We start from the raw sequence: 17,793 nt of genomic DNA, 5'->3' as shown, positions 1-17,793 counted from the left end.
TTGGAAGTGCCCTAACTGTGGCATTCAACATGACCGAGATATTAATGCAGCCTTGAATATTCAGCATCAAGGAATAATTGAAATAAAAGCGGCGGGACACGTCGTTACTGCTTGTGGAAGCTTGCGTAAATCTCGTCACGAACGAGTTGCGGCCTAAGAAACAAGAAGCCTAGCCCGATTAGGGCGGGGAGTAGTCACATACGGTTGCTGAGGTTAATTCAGGAAATTCGTTGGTGAGGTAGTGGTAAATAAAGTGGATGTAATAGGTTTTGAATTCTCGATATCTAGATTGATAGAAAGCTATCACTATCGTCATCACTTCGCTAACGGAGAGGAGAGAAGGTTTGTTTCTTTATTTGATACCGAAAGAAATTCGGTGTTTTACCATGCAGGGAGGAAAGTCTGGCAGAAGTTGTCAACATCGACGAAAACAGCGTCTAAGTTATTCATGCTCAAGCCTTATGTAGTTAATAGCTTTTTTCAAACGATCAGATCGCGACTTTGGTATTTGGTTTATTTCTTATACGCAGCTCAGGTTAATTACAGAAGTTAGTCTAGTTTCTGTTGGTGATAATGAGGTTTTACTAATATTGATTAACCCATTACGACGAAAGATACAGCAAGTCAGTGCTGATGGAGCCTATGACACAAGAACATGTCACAAAGTACTAAAGAATAAAGGAATAACGCCCAATATTCCACCTCGAAGCAACGCGGGGTACTGGGAGGAGGGGCATCCTAAAAATGAAGCTATAAAGGCGTTAGAAGAAGATAAATTGGCGGAGTGAAAAAGGCCAGCAGTTATCACAAACGCTCATTAGCATAGACAGCACTGTTTCGCGATAAACAGTTGCTCAGCCCTCAACTTACTCTTCGTGATTACAATGCTCAAGTTGGTGAATAGCTAGCAAATATGAAAGCAATGAACAAGGTTATAAGACTTGCTATGGCTGTTCGACAGCAGATAAATTAAGACTATAAAGAAGATTGCGATCTGTGCGTTATAAGCCTAATTTAATCAACAATGCCCATTGTGTTACCTGCTCCCATCATACGGTGATGATATCACCTTTAAATTAAGTGCCTAAATTTAGGCTGCCACTACAATCTGTAAATGGATTAAACTCTGTAATAATGTACTCCTTATTCACTGAATTAAAGATGTGGAGGACTTCTCCTAACTATGCCTATGGTTTAGATCTCTGCAATGATAATAATGGTTGTGTATATGCGTACATCTTACTTATTGATAGGTGGTTTAGATTGAATTGAGATAAAAAATTATTTTATCTTACAACTGGTTAAGGCATAATTGATATGTATTCAACACAACAAAGAAAATGGGATTATAAATTATGTTCGTTGTTATTTTTGGTCGTCTTGGTTGCCCTTTCTGTGTCCGTGCTAAAGATTTGTCCGATAAGCTAAAAGCTAAACTTGATGATTTCAACTATCGCTATGTGGATATCCATGCTGAAGGGGTTAACAAAGCAGATTTAGAAAAAACTATTGGGAAGCCTGTAGATAGCGTACCTCAAATCTTTGTTGACCAAAACCACATAGGCGGTTTCACAGATTTCGAAGTATATGTAAAAGAAAACCTGTACCTTTACGAGTAACCATAAACTTACTTAATCTAAGGTTCTTATACGTACGGATTTTCCAAGCTAAGTGATTTTAATGCTTGGTATCTTTGATTGGAATGTATAAGCAATTAACCTAGCAAGCTAGGTTGAGTATAAACCACACACACCTCTGGTGCCGAGAATTCTGTTCGCCGTCAGGTAAAATGCACAGGTGTTATAGCTAGATAACTATTAATGTGGCGCCATGCGCAAATGGTTTAAAATTTAGATTTTCACAAGCGAGTTTTGGTTTACAAAGAAGAACACAAATTAACGATTAAACAGATAAGCGTTCATTTTGATGTTGAAATTCGGATCTCATTTTGTTTAGCTAATAAGCTGGAGGCTTGTATTCCTAGACATAAACCCGCTATAAAAATGGATGAGAATATTTTACTTAAGGATGTAGAGGAGTTTCCTGATGATTACTAGAGGTAGCGAGCATAATGCCTTAATGTCACTCAACTTGCAATTCACTATGCATTGAAGCATCTCAATATCACCTTTAAAAAACCATATTTTATCCTAAAACTTGTAAACAAAAACGCCAATACTTCAGCGAAAAAAATAGAGAAATATAAAGCAAAAGGTAGACCCATCATCTACTTAACCTCAGATCTGCATAAGCGCTTGCTTATCAAGCCGAGTCATCTTGATATTCGGCTTCTTTGGTTGAAATGAATATGCGATAAACCCCGCCAGCAAGTTGATCATAAAGCTAATACAATTACGTTGCCAAAAATACTTGATTTGGGATATCTTTTTTAGTTGATCAAAAACGGTTTCAATAATAAATCATTTCTGGAGTATCAGGCGGTTCTAAAGTTTCATCACCTTTGATTTTATGTTTTTTTCACACCCGTTATCAGTGTTACTCCCTTATCTGCTAGTTCCCGCTCCAATAGACCAGAGATATACCTGTATCTCCGTAGAACCACCCCCTCGTTTCTTTTCCTCCCTTCGAGGTACCTTTAAAAACTTGATGTCTGAGAATGCGTAGGTTGTGACAAACCTGTAGCTTGGACGAATAAACGAAGGCAATCCCTGTCGGCTTTACCTGAGGGTGAGTGAGGTAAAAGCAAAGCGGAACCAGAACACCTTGTGTGAGCTTGAGCATTCGCGTGTAGCTGATTAATTCAGGAAATTCGTTGGTGAGGTAACGGCAAACAAAGTGGATTTAATAGGTTTGGAAGTCTCGATACCCCGATTGATGGAAAGCTATCACTATCGTCATCACTTCGCTAACGTAGAGGCGAAAAGGCTTCTTTCCTTGTTTGACATCGGAAGAAATTAGGTGTTTGTCCCATGCAGGGAGGAAAGTCTAGCAGAAGTTGCTGACATCGCTAAAAACAGCGTCTAAGTTATTAATGCTCAAATCCTTGTTCAGTCATAGTTTATTTCAAACGATCAGATCGCGACTTTGGTATTTAGTTCATTTCTTAAGCGTAGTTCAAGTTACTTAGATGAAAGTGGTTTTGCCAAGAGTATGCTGCGAACGCAAGGTACTCTAAAAAGGAAGTTGATGCTATGGAGTTCATGATTGGCACTTGAAAGTAAGAGTTAACGCCATTGGTGCGGAGTTGTTGATTAAATCAGGCCTATAACGCACTGATCCCAATCTTTTTTACAGTATTAGTTTGTCTGCTGGTGAATAGGTATACCGAGTCTTAGAACTTTGTTCATCGCTTTTACATTTACCAGTGCTTCACTAACTTGAGCATTGTAATCACGAAGAGTAAGTTGAGGGCTGAGAAATTGTTTATAGCGAAACATTTCTGTCTCTGCTAATGAGCGTTTGTTATAACCAATGTCCTGTTAATACTCCACTAGTTTGTTCTCTTTATAAAGCCTTTACAGCTTCATTTTTAGGATACCCTGTCTCCCAGTACCCCGCGTTGCTTCGATGTAAAATAGTGGGTGTTATTCCTTTGTTCTTCAGTATTTGGTGACATGTTCTTGTGTCATAGGCTTCGGCAGCACTGCCTTGCTGTATCTTTTGTTGTAATGGGTTAAGCAATGTAGGTAAAACCTCATTGTCATCCATAGAAATTAGATTAACTGTTGCAGCAATAATTTCATAAGTAGACACATTACCGACAAGATGAAGTTTGCGCCAAATACACCGCTTCTCCTTCCCGTGTTTACGCGTTTTTTAGTCATCTTCGTCGTATACTTTTAGGCCTGTGGTATCAATAATGACGTGAGCGCCCACACCTAGACTCGGCAAAGGGTACTTAACTTTTACGGTCTTAGAATGCTTGCTAATGCAGGTGTATGTAAGGGATTTCAGCGGGACACTCATCAACGTAAACACTGAATTAAGAAAGCCTTCTAATCTATGAAGTAGGAGTTTAAAAATACCTTTCACCATCAGTGCCGTTTCTCTCGCGGGAGGCAGAAAATATTTGTGCTCAGTTTCTACAACAGTGTCAATGTCGAAATGATCAACCTCAATCTTTTCATCTGCAGTATCCGGCTATTTTTCAATGCTAACACGGTTCTTTATCTTTACCTTGTCGACGCTGCTCATCTTGATTTTGTATGGTTTGCCATGATGGGGAAGATCCTTGTATAGAGGCCCCCATTACCCTTGTCATGCCATGTGTGTCGGTAAATAATGATTTCACTGAACATCACATTATGAGTTTATAACCAGTTTACAGCTAATCAAATCTGGTGACGTATGCGTGCTAAAACTCTTATGAATGAACGTTTTCCTTTTCTATGAAATACAGCAAAAAAACAGACTGTTAGTGGCTTTGTGGAAGGTTCCTTTAGCATGTTCTTTCACCTAGTATTTTCCTGCCAGAAACTATATGTGGTGGGACTTAAGGCATGTCCCATATCTGTGATAGATTTAGCACGCTTGAATAGATAAAAGGCATGAATGAGTTTCAAAGGTATCAAATTGAAGTACTTCGATTTAAACGTATTTTCGCTACGAATTGGGCCATATTAATATCCAGTCATCCCCGCTATGACACTGATTATTATCATTCAGAAATCGCTAAGATGCTGAAGTGTAAAAGCTCAGAAAATGGTTTTGCCACTTACCAATGCTTGGGTTGCGGTTAAGGGCAACATAAAGTTAACTTTAGTTGTAAGGGGAAAGATTATCCGCAATGTGGAAAGTGTTCTGCACGGGAGAGTATGATCAAAATAGGCGATCTCCTGTTTCCTAGAGTGAGCTATCGATAAAGTGTCTTAACATTGCCTGAGCAACTTCATATTCCTTTCCATACTCACTCCAATCAGAAGCGTTTATATTCTGGGTTTATGGTCTTGGCGGAAGCCTGCTTAGCCGAGTTGATTTAGGCATACTTTAAGACCAATGTGTGTGGAATCGCCGTCATTGTTGTCATCCCTACCGATAGATTTATCTAAGATAGTTGGGTATGACGGTCATCAAGTCAGGTATTACTATCAAGCACATAAAACGAAGTTGAAAACGTATGAAACAGTGGATGCTCAGGTATTTGTTGGCAGGCTAGTTCAGCACATTCTGCCTAAAGGATTTCAACGACTGAGATATTATGGTCTTCAAGCGACAGCGATCTTTAAGAAGTGGTATGAAGTGATAGCGATGGCAGCAGGAGACTTGGTGGATGCAATGATGAGCTACATCAAACGTATCCGCTATGTAGAGCTTTCCTAAGAGGTAGCAGGTCGTAATCCTTGAAAATGTATGTTTTGTAGGAAATGGATGGAGTTGGTTAGGTTCTCCCTCCCAAAACATGGTGTATTCTTCGATTTATTTACTTCCGATAGTGGTTAATTGATATGGTTTTTGTTCTGATCTGCAAACTAACCTCCGTTATCGAACGGTTATTGTTTTACAGATAAATTTAAACGGCCTGAGCAGCTTTTTAATCGCCCGTGTTACGTCTTTTTAGACTTGCTCTTAACACGGTAAGTTACCAGCAGTTTCGATACCAGTTCAACCAACGTGGCAAGATAACCATCTTGCCCGTAAACCGTATTACCTTCCCAATGCCAAATATCAATTTTGTCATCGACGCTAGATGGGCAATCACTGATATCTACGCGACCAGAAATGAGCTTGTTGGAATGTTTTCAACTTTTATTCGCCCAGCTCTCTGTTATATCTCGAACCTTTGAGATTTTAACGTTAATGTTGCTGAGCCTAGTTTGTAGGTGCCGCTTAGGCAAATGACCATTGCGAACTACTCCCTACTTTCCGTTTGCTTGGCGTGATGTGAAATTATTGAGCAAGGATTGAACCTCGGCTTCTATAGCTTGAACAAACAACTGCTGTGTGCCTTGTTTCAGCAGTTTATTTATCTGGTTTTCTAGTTTATGAAACTCGGTAACGTTATGATTATCTTGCTGATGCAAGACGATGACAGTATACCCCGTAAAAATTGTCTGGGATATGGCGCTTTATTTCTCGACTGGTAGCGGAGTGAGCACAGCCAAGTATTAGGCAATCTATCTAAAGTAATCACCCTCAGTCAATCGTTGCTCGATATAAAATAGATCTAAGCACTCAGCCTCTCACACTGGGTTACATCAGAAAAGCATAACTCAGATAACCTATTTAGGAAACTCACACATTGGCAAGTTGCATGCAATATCACTGTTAAAAGTGACGAATTCGCACGGGAAGTGATTAACCTTGTGACTATTTACTACATTGACATGCAACTTCGCATTCAAACTGAGAAACGGGAACTTTTCTCGATATACGATTTATAGCCACGATTGTAACTGGAGACAGTAAAATGAAAATAATTCATTTACCCTTGTGGCTCAAATACATCACACTGGTTATTAGTTTAACAGGGGGATTGAGTTATGTGGCTGGTGAAGTTATCCGCTCGTTTGAAAAGCAATATCTTGAACAACAAATGGACACACAAATCAAAGCTAATTTTTCTGCATTAACCTCAATACTTGCAGTAGACGTTATTGCCGATCAGCGGGGATTTTTGGATAAGAAACTCAGAGGGCTCGCGATCCACTACCCTGATCTTTGTTATGTCTCTATCGTTAACAGAAACGGTGTGCAGGTCGGACAATGGGGCGATCGGCCACATAGTGATAATCCTATGGCGTTAAATTTCACCAATAGTGTTAATTATGCCAATCAATACGTAGGTTCAATGAGGATTTCACTAAGTAAAAAACAAATGATGAAAGATATTAACTATCATGTCGATCAAATGCGTCTATACACTGCCGTCACATTACTTACTTTGGCAACAATCATATATTTAATATCTCAATTTTTGATTCTTTCACCTATAGCAAGGATCAATCAACGCCTCATTTCTATCGCTCACGCGAATCCGGACATTGATAAATGGCATGATGAACTTTCTCGCCTAGACAGCTGTGCCGATAATTTAGAAGAGTATATCCGAGATCATGAAGAACATGAAGCAGCACTAGAAGAAGCAAGAAGCGAAGCTGTTTCGGCCAACATTGCCAAGTCCCAATTTATCGCTACCATGAGTCATGAGATCCGAACTCCAATGAATGCTATCATAGGTGTTTTAGACATTCTGGAAGAAGAAAATCTTCCTGAGTGTTGTAAATCCTTAACGGCAATGGCTGGTGATGCTGCAAACTTGCTATTGAGTCAGCTCAACGACATTTTAGATTACTCTAAGATCGACGTCGGAGCGTTAAATGTAGATGAAACTGAATTTGACGTAAGTATACTTGCCAAAAGTGTTCTTACCTTGTTTGAAGCAAGTGCACAGAAAAAAGGAATATCTATATCTCTTTGTGACGAACTAAACCACCGATTTTTAGTGTTCACAGACAAGGGAAAACTCGCTCAGGTATTAACCAATCTTGTAAATAATTCACTGAAATTTACCTCTGAAGGTAGAATTGAATTAATTGTGAGCCATGTTTTCCCCAAAGGATTAAAAATTCAAGTTAAAGATTCTGGAATAGGTATTGACCCCGTGTACCAAAATACTATTTTTGAACCTTTTACTCAGAAAGATGCGACTTTTGCGCGCAAATATGGTGGTGTAGGGATGGGTTTGGCTATTTCAAAAAAATTGGTTGAATTACTAAACGGAAAACTGCTACTCAATAGTAAAACTGAGGTGGGCAGTGAGTTTACAATTCTTTTACCATGCAAAATGCGCTACCACAGAGATAACCAGCACCTCGGTGAGGAACAACACTCTTATAGTCCTACTAAAGACACCCATATTTTGCTTGTTGAAGATAATTTAGCCAATCAGATGGTAGCCAGAACAATGTTAGAGAAAGTAGGATTCACTGTCCTTACTGCTAACAACGGTCATGAAGCGATAGCTGCTATCAAGAGTGATCACTTTGAGCTTATATTAATGGATTTGCAAATGCCTGGAATGGATGGTTTTGAAGCGTGTGACGTCATACGTCACCTTAATGAACATGGTAAAACACTGCCTATTCTCGCCATGACAGCGAATGTCAGCGAACAAGACCGAGAAAAGTGTAAAAAGCTTGGCATGGATGACTTTATAGCAAAACCTGTCAGTAAGAAACATCTGATTGATGTAATATCAAATTGGGTTGGAAAGACACATCTTACATTAGGCACGCAGTGAATCGATCAAGGGATATATGCAGGAAAAGATTACGAATCTTAAGGTCGTGTATTCAGTAAATAACCTAGGCTGTGCCTAATAAATGAACTAAATGCCCAAGTCGCGATCTGATCGTTTAGAAAAACTATTTCCTGCATAAGGACTTTGGCATGAATAACTTAGACGCTGTTTTCGTCGATGTCAATGACTTCTGTCAGACTTTCCTTCCTGCATGGAGAAAAATGCCTAATTTTTCTAGTATCAAACAAAGAAATAAGCCTTCTCGTCTCTCAGTTAGCGAAGTGATGACTATAGTGATAGCTTTCCATCAATCGGGGTATCGAGACTTCAAAACCTATTACATCCACTTTGTTTGCCGCTATCTCACCACCAAATTTCCTGAATTAGTTAGCTACACGAAAATGCTCAAGCTCATGCAAGGTGTTCTGGTTCCGCTTTGCTCTTACCTTACTCACCGTCAGGCAAGGCTGACAGGGATTGCCTTCATTAAGTCATCTAAGCTACAGGTTTGTCACAACCTACGCATTCTCAGATATCAGGTTTTTAAAGGTACCGCGAAGCGAGAAAAGGAACGATGGGGTGGTTTTACGGTTTCAAATCACACTCCATTATCAATAACCACGGTGGTATTCTCTCAGTCAAAGTGACAACGGCTAACGTAGATGATAGAAAGCCTGTATCGGAAATGGTTGACGAGCTTTGGGGGTGTTTATACGGATATAAAGATTATATCTCTGATCCATTGGAGCGGGAACTAGCAGATAAGTGAGTGACACTGATAACGGGTGTGAAAAAAACATGAAATCAAAGGTGATGAAACTTTGGAACCGCCTGATACTCCAGAAATGATTTATTATTGAAACCGTTTTTGATCAACTAAAAAACATATCCCAAATCAAGTATTTTTGGTAACGTAGTTGTATTAGCTTTATGAGCAACTTGCTGGCGGGGTTTATTGCATATTCATTTCAACCAAAGAAGCCGAATATCAAGATGACTCGGCTTGATAAGCAAGCGCTTATGCAGATCTGAGGTTAGCTTACGCTTATTCGTTAATAGATCTTGAGAAATTTCAAGGCAATAAGCACCTTTATTACGGTACTTTTTCAATTCACGGTAAATTAACAAACGATGGTACTTGATTGTCTTTATGATATTGAAGATTGGAATTATCTGTTCCCAAAGGCTGAAACTTAGTAGCCACTTTCCGTGGCTAACTGCTGATGATTCATAGTAGTACAGCTTATTCCCTTGGAGAAAAGAGCGTATCCCTTTAGGTAGTTTCTTTTCTACGTTAAAACAGAGGTGTCACAGTTACTACCTGAATTCAGGCAGAATTAAGATGTCTCTCGTCTATATTTTGGTATAGACTGTATAAAGTAACAGTCTATGAATTTGAGTGCTAGTCAGCATATAAGCAAGCTAAAACTAGAGTGTAGGAACAAGCGTGATGACTGTGCTAAAGTGCTACTTTGGTACGTATAACGCATTTATTTATATAAATGATACAAGTTATCTAACTAAAAGGTTTGAAGGTACGTAAGTATGCTCAGAAACTCGACAGTCAGGGTGTACAGCACTGCAGGTGTCATGCTTTCTAAATAAAGTTGTCACCCTGAAAGGTATTGGAAGGGTAAATTCAAATTCGCGTACTCGCTAAAATTGGCTCAATTGGAACACTAATCAGATACTCAAAATCAGCACATCGACACCTTCACGGAGGGCACGTCTAGTGACGTGCATTCTTGGTGTTATCTCTTTTTGATGAAGCTCACTATACCTACATAGAATGCCTTGAGCATGACATCAGGAGAACTAGCTGAAACCTTCATCCTCAGATTGTTAGGGTATATACTTGTGGTGAGTAGTGATAAATTCTGTATTTTAGTTAAGGATGAATAACAGAAGGCACGAAGTCAGTTCTCACCTTCAGTTGAGAATCCGTTGAATATTTATTTGGGCGAGAATTACTGATAATGATGGTCACAACTGATCAAAAAACAACGTACCCCTCTAAGGGGATGAGTTATCATTCATACAAAGATAATAATTATCCTTATCAATTATTTAGTAAATTGGAAATTAAAAGTAATGTTAAAATGACTCATTTAACAATCTGCATAGTGTCTGCTAGACACATAAACTATTTAAACTCATCTATTCATTGTGTTTAATGCACAAGATTTCCTAAAAACTGTATCAAATAAACCAGGCGTGTATCGAATGGTTAACGCCTCCAATGAAATTATCTATGTTGGTAAAGCAAAATCGCTGAAAAAGCGACTTTCAAGTTATTTTCGGAGCTATGTACCATGTAAAAAGACGCGTGCATTGGTAAGAAACATCGCCGATGTAGAAGTCACAATTACACATAGTGAAACTGAAGCCTTCATTCTCGAATATAACCTCATCAAGCAATTTTTACCACGTTACAACGTCTTGTTGCGGGATGATAAGTCCTATCCTTATATATTCATGTCAGCGCATAAACATCCAAGGCTGTCTATTCACCGTGGTACAAAAAAGTGCAAAGGTGAGTACTTTGGACCGTTTCCAGATGTAGGTGCTGTAAGGCAGAGTTTATATTCATTGCAGAAAATATTTTCGATCCGTCAGTGTCAAGACTCCGTTTACAAAAATCGCTCACGTCCGTGTTTGATGTATCAAATCGGTCGCTGTGCAGGACCTTGTGTGAGTGGAATGATTTCCGATGAGGAATACAAAGAACTGGTAAACTTTACTCGATTGTTTTTAGACGGTAAGGATCTAGAAGTGATTCGAATACTGATAAAAAAAATGGAAGCCGCTAGTATGATGTTAGCCTTTGAGAAAGCGGCGGAGTACCGTGATCAAATTCAGGCTCTGCGTATAACACAAGAACAACAATTTGTCTCTCAAAACAGCGATGATAATTTAGATGCCATTGGTGTGTCTGTTGAGAATGGGATCGCGTGTATTCATGTGCTATTTTTTCGTCAAGGTAAAATATTAGGTAGCAAAAATTACTTCCCAACAATGCCCGTAGATACGGAAGTATTTGAACTGGCATCAAGTTTCATTGGACAGTTCTACCTGAATCAGGTTGATAGGCGCACCATTCCATCCCATATTGTTATTAACCAAGATTTGGGTGAAGAACTTGATTTATTAGAAAAGTCGTTATCGAAGATTTCAAGGCGAAAAGTATGCTTACAAAGCAAACCTCGAGGTGTACGAGCACAATTTTTGAAATTAGCACTAACCAATGCCACCAGCGCGTTGAAAAGTAATATTAATCACAAAGTAACCATCCATAATCGTTTCTCTATATTGTCTGGCGCTCTTGGTATTGCACCTATTAAGCGAATAGAATGTTTTGATGTTAGTCATACCATGGGTAAGCAAACGGTAGCATCTTGCGTGGTGTTCAACCAAGATGGTCCTGTGAACCAAGAATACCGCCGTTACAATATTACAGGCATTACGGGAGGTGATGATTACGCGGCTATGGCACAAACGTTAGAACGCCGTTACAACAAAAATATTGATCCCGAGAAGATTCCTGATGTCATCTTGATTGATGGCGGTAAAGGGCAGATTAATCGTGCATGGAATGTGGTTAAGCGATTGCTAGTTAATTGGCCCAAACATCCGCTCATGCTTGGTATCTCAAAAGGCACTACGCGTCGGCTGGGGCTTGAAACCTTAATCAAGGTTTCAGGAAAAGGGTTTTCAATGTCATCTGATTCTCCTGCGTTACACCTGATTCAGCATATTCGAGATGAGAGCCATAACCATGCCATATCAGGACACCGTGCCAAACGAGCAAAAGCCCAAACAACCAGTGTCCTTCAGGAAATTGAAGGGATTGGTCCTAAACGTCGACAGGCATTGCTCAAATATATGGGAGGAATTCGTAAACTTAAATACGCATCTATTGAAGAAATATCTAACGTACCTGGAATTAGTAGGGTTTTAGCAGAGAAGATTCATTCATCATTGCAACAACAGTGAGTTTAAAGCACCATAACGACTCATTCATCTGAAATAGAAACTATGCGACTTAATACCCCCATTATCTTGACTCTTACGCGCATCGCATTAATTCCTTTTTTTGTTGTTGCGTTTTATATGCCTTACCAATGGTCGGCACCTGTTGCCGCGTTGATTTTTGTAATTGCGGGTGCAACTGATTGGCTTGATGGTTATCTCGCAAGAACTCTAAAACAAACGACTCGGTTCGGTGCTTTTCTTGACCCTGTTGCAGATAAAGTCATAGTGGCAATCGCATTAGTTTTGATAGCAGAACATTATCATACCATTTTGGTGACGATTCCAGCCGCAACTATGATTGCTCGGGAAGTCATCATATCAGCTCTCCGTGAATGGATGGCTGAATTGGGGAAACATGCTAGTGTGGCTGTATCTTTGATTGGAAAGTTTAAAACGGTAGCACAGATGTTTGCACTGACGATGATGATTTGGCGACAGAACGATATTGTTATATATATTGGCTACACCGCGCTGTATATTGCAACGACATTGACCTATTGGTCAATGTATCAATATATGTTGGCTGCAAAGGATGAACTGCTGGATACTGACTAACCGTGCTTCGTAGACAACCTGAATTCAGTGTGAAGTGCGGCATTTTCCAATCAAACTGCTAATATTATTTTATTGAAAATAACGGTAGGATGCTTAAACCTTAAACATTCTTTAGGCCGATGGTTGATCCGTACTTGAGCGAAGGTAGTCACTTCCTTCTTGACTCTTCTTAAGTCTGTTACTGTCTTTACGTACTGTGTAAAAGCACATTAGCATTTCTTATGCGCAGCTCATGTTAATTATAATGCTTAAGTTAGTAAATCGCTGGCCAATGTGAAAGCGATGAATAAAGTTATAGGACTCTATATTCCTGTTCGCCAGCAGATAATTTAAGATTATAAAAAAATTGGGATCAGGGTATTTATAGGCCTAATTTAATCAATAACACCCTTGGAAGTGGTAAAATATGAGTAGAAGTATTTCTGAAATGAATAAATAACTGCTACTCTTACGTACGTTGATCCACACTGAGAAGTAAAGAGGCTTATAGCAAATACAGTTAATAATTCTGAACTTTAAGTGAGATGGATATATAGTCTTACTGGATGAGAAAAGTGAGTAAGAGTAGATGCTACTGAATCATAAATTATGATAAGATTTCTTGATTTCTTCTTTGCTCTAATAGGCTTATTCTTTCTTTGGCCCGTGTTGCTTATCATCATCGTGGTAGGATATTTCGATACTAAAGATCCGGTTTTTTATCAAACGCGAGTTGGTAAACACCAAAAACCATTCACACTGATTAAATTTCGAACCATGGCACCTGATACCATCTCAGTAGCCACACATTTAGTAAGTCACTCATCAATAACGAGATTTGGTACTATTTTACGTAAAATGAAACTAGACGAACTTCCACAGCTTATTAATGTATTAAAAGGTGAAATGAGTTTGGTTGGCCCAAGACCTTGCTTATTTAACCAAAATAGATTGATTGAAGAACGCAAAAAAAATGGAGTATTTAAGGTTCTCCCAGGTATCACGGGGTTAGCGCAAGTAAACGCTATAGATATGTCTACGCCAGAAAAACTTGCTATTTGGGATAAGAGAATGATTGATAGCATGTCGATGAGAAATTACTTTACTTACATCATTCAAACAGTGATAGGTAAAGGCTCAGGTGACAATATAAAAGAAATATAAGTCTCTCTATTTCCTAGTTACAGAAAAAGTATATCAATATATTTTTAACTGTCTAAACAATATTTTTATTCTTTTTCTTTGAGTTATTTTAGATTAAAATAGTTATTTGTTTAACAGATTGCTTCTCATATAAAATGACTAATCTTTCATGGTGATCATTATAACGACCGCTTCGATCTCCTTTATCTCCCTGCCTTAAGTGACGATATCTCTTGCCTCCTTGCCGTGTATAGGTTGAGACTAAACAATAAAGCCCTTCAGGGTGACGGGCGCTCCTACATTAGTTAACCTCAGATCTGCATAAGCACTTGCTTATCAAACTTAGTTATTTGGATACTCGGCTTCTTTGGTTAAAATGAATACGTGATAAGCCCCGTTAGCAAGTTGACCATATAGTTGATACAACTACGGTGCCGAGAATGCTCGATTTGGGATATGTTTTTTAGTTGGTTAAAAACGGTTTCAATAATAAATAGTTTTCGGAGCATCAAGCGGTTCCAAAGTTTCATCACTTTGGGTTTCATGTTTTTTTACATCTGTTATCAGTGTTACTCCCTTATCTGCAAGTTCCCGCTCCAATGGATCAGATATATAATCTTTATATCCGTATAAACACCCCAAAGCTCGTCAACCATTTCCGATATAGGCTTTCTATCATCTACGTTAACCGTTATCACTTTGACTTAGAGAATGCCACCGTGGTTATTGATAATAAGGTGTAATTTGAAACCATAAAACCACCCCATCATTTCTTTTCCTCACTTCGCGTTACCTTTAAAAACCTGATGTCTGAGAATGCATAGGTTGTGACAAACCTATAGCTTAGACGAATGAACAAAGGCAATCCCTGTCGACCTTGCTTGACGGTGAGTGAGGTAAAAGCAAAGCGGAACTAGAATATCTTGCATGAGCTTGAACATCCTCGTGTAGCTAACTAATTCAGAAAACTTGTTGGTGAAGTAGTGACAAAAAAAGTGGATGTAATAGGTTTTTTAAGTCTCGATATCCAGATTGATGGAAAGCTATCACTATAGTCATCACTTCGCTAACTGAGAGATGAGAAGGCTTGTTTCTTTGTTTGATACCAGAAAAATTAGGCATTGTTCTCCATGCAGGGAGGAAAGTCTGGCAGAAGTCGTCGACATCGACGACAACAGCGTCTAAGTTATTCATACCCAAGTCCTTGTGCAGTCAATAGTTTATTTCAAACGATCAGATCGCGACTTAGGCATTTAGTTCATTTCTTATGCGCAGCTTAGGTTAGTTAGTACGTGCGATATTAGCTAGTAGTTCCAATCCTTTTCTTTTAGAGTAGCAAATAAACGAAAGCTCCTTGAGCTATTAGTATTTTATGTTTTCTTGCTCACTTGCGATTATTCGCCGATAGATCTTGAGGAATTTCAGGGTAAGAAGTACCGTTATTACGGTACCTCTTCATCTATCAGTAAACTAAAGAACAATGGAATCTGATTGTCTTTGCGATATCATAAATTTAGATTCTCCGTTCCAAAATGACTGAAATTTTGTATCTCTTCTAGAGATTACCTATTGATAATTGAGGGAAGTACTAGTTGTTCTCTTGGAGAGAAGAGCGTACCCCTGTCGGTATTTTACTTCATCTTTTACGCTAGATCATAAGTACCGCAGTTATTATTTAGATCCAAGCAGTTATACACATAACTTACTTATTATATATGTAACTAGCCTTTCATTATTTTATTATTCACAATCTTGGTAGCTGATTAGGTTCTCAAGTACTGGTCGCCCACGCATGTCACGAAAAATGAGTTTATAGCCAACACCTTTTTCCATCAAAGACACTACTTCAGTATCAGAGCAGTACGTCTTTTTAATATTCTTAACAAGAACAATAGGCACGACATCGATACCCCCAGTGTAAAGCAGAGTGAGTTCAATGTTGCTCCCCTCTGCTTTTACACGAACTAGATTGTAACCATTCATATCAACGGGCACTATTCTACTGAGCATGGCAGCGCGCTCTGCTGCAAATATTTTGGATTTTTCTTCGTAAGATGTACTGGAACATGCCGAAATTAGGACTACCAGTAAGCTAGCAAGCATTATTCGTCCCATAGTTGAAATTAGTTGCATCAGAAGATCCTTTACGTCTTTTAGGCTAGCCACGGCCTTGCAGCACTTTTCTAAACGGGTTATCGATTATGTTTTTATAAACATGCGTATATCGATATACAGGTAGGAATCAGCTAGGTCTTTGTGGCTGTTAAATTTAATAATCCGGTGCTAAGCCTCACCCCATTGCCAAAGTGTTCACTATTGATGGCAGGGGTTGTCTGAACCACTGAGCATACTTCAGTGTTGAGATTACGAAATTTTGCGAAGTATTTTCTCTCACTTGCATGCGTAATGGAAAACTTTTCTCGAAATCTTGTAGAAATTTGACGTAATACATTCTTGTTTGCCCTCTTGGTTATCCGCACCTCTTCTACTTTCATCTACGTCGTGGTTGACCACGGGACTTTTCCATGGTCATAGGACTCATCTGCACTTGTCGCTTAGCTGAACCCTCCAGGTCGTAGGGTATATTGCTGGTGCTCCCTTGAGTATTGTATGCGAAGTTAGATGATATATAGTATAAGAATATATTTATTGCTTATTTACAAGCTTGAGTCGACAAGCATTTTTCTGAAAAGTTAAAGATGACAATCTTACCCACATTGGGTGTGCCACCTTTAAGGTAAGGAATTTCAACGTTTTTTATCTGGCGGAATGACTAAAGTAACCTGAGCTACACATAAGCACTGTATTAAATGGGCGTTGTTGATTAAATCAGGCCTATAACGTACTGATCACGATCTTTTTTACAGTCTTAATTTATCTGCTGGCGAACAGGTATACCGAGTCTTAAAACTTTGTTCATCACTTTCACATTTGCCAGCTCTTCACTAACTTGATCATTGTAATTACGAAGAGTGAGTTTAGGGCTGAGCAACTGTGTATAGCAAAACAGTACTGTCTCTGCTAATGAGCGTTTATTATAACCTTTGTCCTTTTACACTCTGCCAGTTTATCCTCTTTCACCGCCTTTACAGCTTCATTTATAATGAGATTCTTCCTCCCAGAAACTATATGTGGTGGGGCTTAAGGTATGTCCCTATCTGTGATATATTTAGCACGCTTGAACAGATAAAAGGCATGAATAAATTTCAAAGGTATTAAATCTAAGCTGCTTTGCTTTAAACGTGTTTCCACTACGAACCTCCCTGATACTCAGGGATTAACTTAGTCACTTCCCAAATTGCTAATTCTGCCTATCTCAGGAATGGAAACCTCCGTTGAGGTTCTGGTTCTCTAACGTTTTTATTCCGTCATAGGCAGTTGTCAATAAAAAGTCTAATACATCCCTTTATTTTGTACCGAGTTATATATATTCGTTATATTGATAAGTGTCTTGGGAGTCATTCCCCCATCTAAGGTATAATTGGGAAAGTGATTTCCACCATTGTCCTCCTCTATAATTAACCTCAGTTTTGTATCAGTGCTGCTTTTAAGAACCGAGTAATTTTAAGGTTAAGCTTTGTTGGAGGGAAACGTATAAGTAATGACTCTAGTAATAAGGTTGATCATAAATCTCACCCAACTTTGGTGCTGAAAGTGCTTTATTTGGGATATATTTTTAGTCGGATAAAGACTGACTCGATGATAAATCATTTTCTTAATATAAGACGATCCTAAAACTTCATCACCTTTGGTTCCATGTTCTTCCGTTTATTAGTGATGAGACTAATCCCTTTCTCGGAAAGTGTTTGTTTAAGGAAGCTAGATATATACTCCTTATCTCCATAGAGTGATCCCCAGAGATTATCGGTCATATTAGGTAGGGG

The 17,793-nt window shown here is 38.8% G+C and carries 10 protein-coding genes and 7 pseudogenes; 9 read left to right on the top strand and 8 right to left on the bottom strand.

Going from position 1 to position 17,793, the window contains the following annotated elements; translation table 11 throughout:
- Positions 1-157, top strand: a 157-nt coding sequence (locus BTN49_RS21150) for a zinc ribbon domain-containing protein (protein WP_146678983.1), incomplete at its 5' end; no start/stop codon positions are given.
- A gap of 45 nt (positions 158-202) precedes the next feature.
- Here BTN49_RS21150 and BTN49_RS22510 read toward each other — a convergent pair.
- Positions 203-450, bottom strand: a pseudogene (locus BTN49_RS22510) (IS982 family transposase); the annotation flags it as partial.
- Between the two features lie 95 nt (positions 451-545).
- On the opposite strand from BTN49_RS22510, the pseudogene BTN49_RS18255 reads away from it, so the two are divergent.
- Together BTN49_RS18255 and BTN49_RS09725 are read left to right on the top strand one after the other, a co-directional pair.
- Positions 546-973: pseudogene (locus tag BTN49_RS18255) on the top strand (transposase); the annotation flags it as partial.
- A 382-nt stretch (positions 974-1,355) separates the two neighbouring features.
- On the top strand, positions 1,356-1,619 hold the full coding sequence (locus BTN49_RS09725; RefSeq protein ID WP_097357021.1) for a GrxA family glutaredoxin: 264 nt from the start codon (positions 1,356-1,358) through the stop codon (positions 1,617-1,619).
- 618 nt (positions 1,620-2,237) lie between these two features.
- On the opposite strand, the pseudogene BTN49_RS22505 reads toward BTN49_RS09725, so the two are convergent.
- Positions 2,238-2,994, bottom strand: a pseudogene (locus tag BTN49_RS22505) (transposase).
- Positions 2,995-3,257: 263 nt separating this feature from the next.
- Positions 3,258-4,014, bottom strand: a pseudogene (locus BTN49_RS18250) (IS5 family transposase); the annotation flags it as partial.
- A 942-nt stretch (positions 4,015-4,956) separates the two neighbouring features.
- Between BTN49_RS18250 and BTN49_RS09700 the strand changes: the two are divergent.
- A complete protein-coding gene (locus tag BTN49_RS09700) occupies positions 4,957-5,280 on the top strand; it encodes a transposase (protein WP_097357018.1) in 324 nt (107 codons plus the stop codon).
- 152 nt (positions 5,281-5,432) lie between these two features.
- On the opposite strand, the pseudogene BTN49_RS18245 reads toward BTN49_RS09700, so the two are convergent.
- Positions 5,433-5,687 (bottom strand): annotated as a pseudogene (locus BTN49_RS18245) (IS30-like element ISVsa7 family transposase); the annotation flags it as partial.
- Between the two features lie 680 nt (positions 5,688-6,367).
- Here BTN49_RS18245 and BTN49_RS09695 point away from each other — a divergent pair.
- The 5 genes and pseudogenes from BTN49_RS09695 to BTN49_RS09675 all read left to right on the top strand — a co-directional run bounded on the left by BTN49_RS09695 (position 6,368) and on the right by BTN49_RS09675 (position 13,930).
- A complete protein-coding gene (locus BTN49_RS09695) occupies positions 6,368-8,200 on the top strand; it encodes a response regulator (protein WP_097357017.1) in 1,833 nt (610 codons plus the stop codon).
- Positions 8,201-8,349: 149 nt separating this feature from the next.
- A pseudogene (locus BTN49_RS09690) lies at positions 8,350-8,969 on the top strand (transposase).
- 1,397 nt (positions 8,970-10,366) lie between these two features.
- Positions 10,367-12,193, top strand: a complete 1,827-nt coding sequence (gene uvrC, locus BTN49_RS09685; protein WP_097357016.1) for an excinuclease ABC subunit UvrC — start codon at positions 10,367-10,369, stop codon at positions 12,191-12,193.
- A 42-nt stretch (positions 12,194-12,235) separates the two neighbouring features.
- Complete coding sequence (pgsA, locus tag BTN49_RS09680; RefSeq protein WP_097357015.1) at positions 12,236-12,787, top strand: CDP-diacylglycerol--glycerol-3-phosphate 3-phosphatidyltransferase; 552 nt, start codon at positions 12,236-12,238, stop codon at positions 12,785-12,787.
- A 585-nt stretch (positions 12,788-13,372) separates the two neighbouring features.
- Entirely contained in the window at positions 13,373-13,930 is a 558-nt protein-coding gene (locus BTN49_RS09675) for a sugar transferase (RefSeq protein WP_199399528.1), read from the top strand.
- A gap of 350 nt (positions 13,931-14,280) precedes the next feature.
- Here the strand turns inward: BTN49_RS09675 and BTN49_RS21145 are convergent.
- From BTN49_RS21145 to BTN49_RS21140, 4 genes and pseudogenes are all read right to left on the bottom strand, one after another.
- A pseudogene (locus BTN49_RS21145) lies at positions 14,281-15,103 on the bottom strand (IS982 family transposase).
- A gap of 546 nt (positions 15,104-15,649) precedes the next feature.
- Positions 15,650-16,042, bottom strand: a complete 393-nt coding sequence (gene gspS2 / locus BTN49_RS09665) for a type II secretion system pilot lipoprotein GspS-beta (protein WP_097357013.1) — start codon at positions 16,040-16,042, stop codon at positions 15,650-15,652.
- A gap of 736 nt (positions 16,043-16,778) precedes the next feature.
- Positions 16,779-16,901: a hypothetical protein gene (locus BTN49_RS18240; protein ID WP_394336674.1), complete on the bottom strand. Its 123-nt coding sequence runs from the start codon at positions 16,899-16,901 to the stop codon at positions 16,779-16,781.
- 739 nt (positions 16,902-17,640) lie between these two features.
- Complete coding sequence (locus BTN49_RS21140; protein ID WP_394336673.1) at positions 17,641-17,781, bottom strand: transposase; 141 nt, start codon at positions 17,779-17,781, stop codon at positions 17,641-17,643.
- Positions 17,782-17,793 lie beyond the last annotated feature (12 nt).

The sequence above is a fragment of the Candidatus Enterovibrio escicola genome, assembly GCF_002464935.1.
Taxonomy (GTDB): Bacteria; Pseudomonadota; Gammaproteobacteria; order Enterobacterales; family Vibrionaceae; genus Enterovibrio; species Enterovibrio escicola.
The sequence above is the reverse complement of the archived record's forward strand: the minus strand, read 5'-3'. Positions and strand labels throughout refer to the sequence as shown.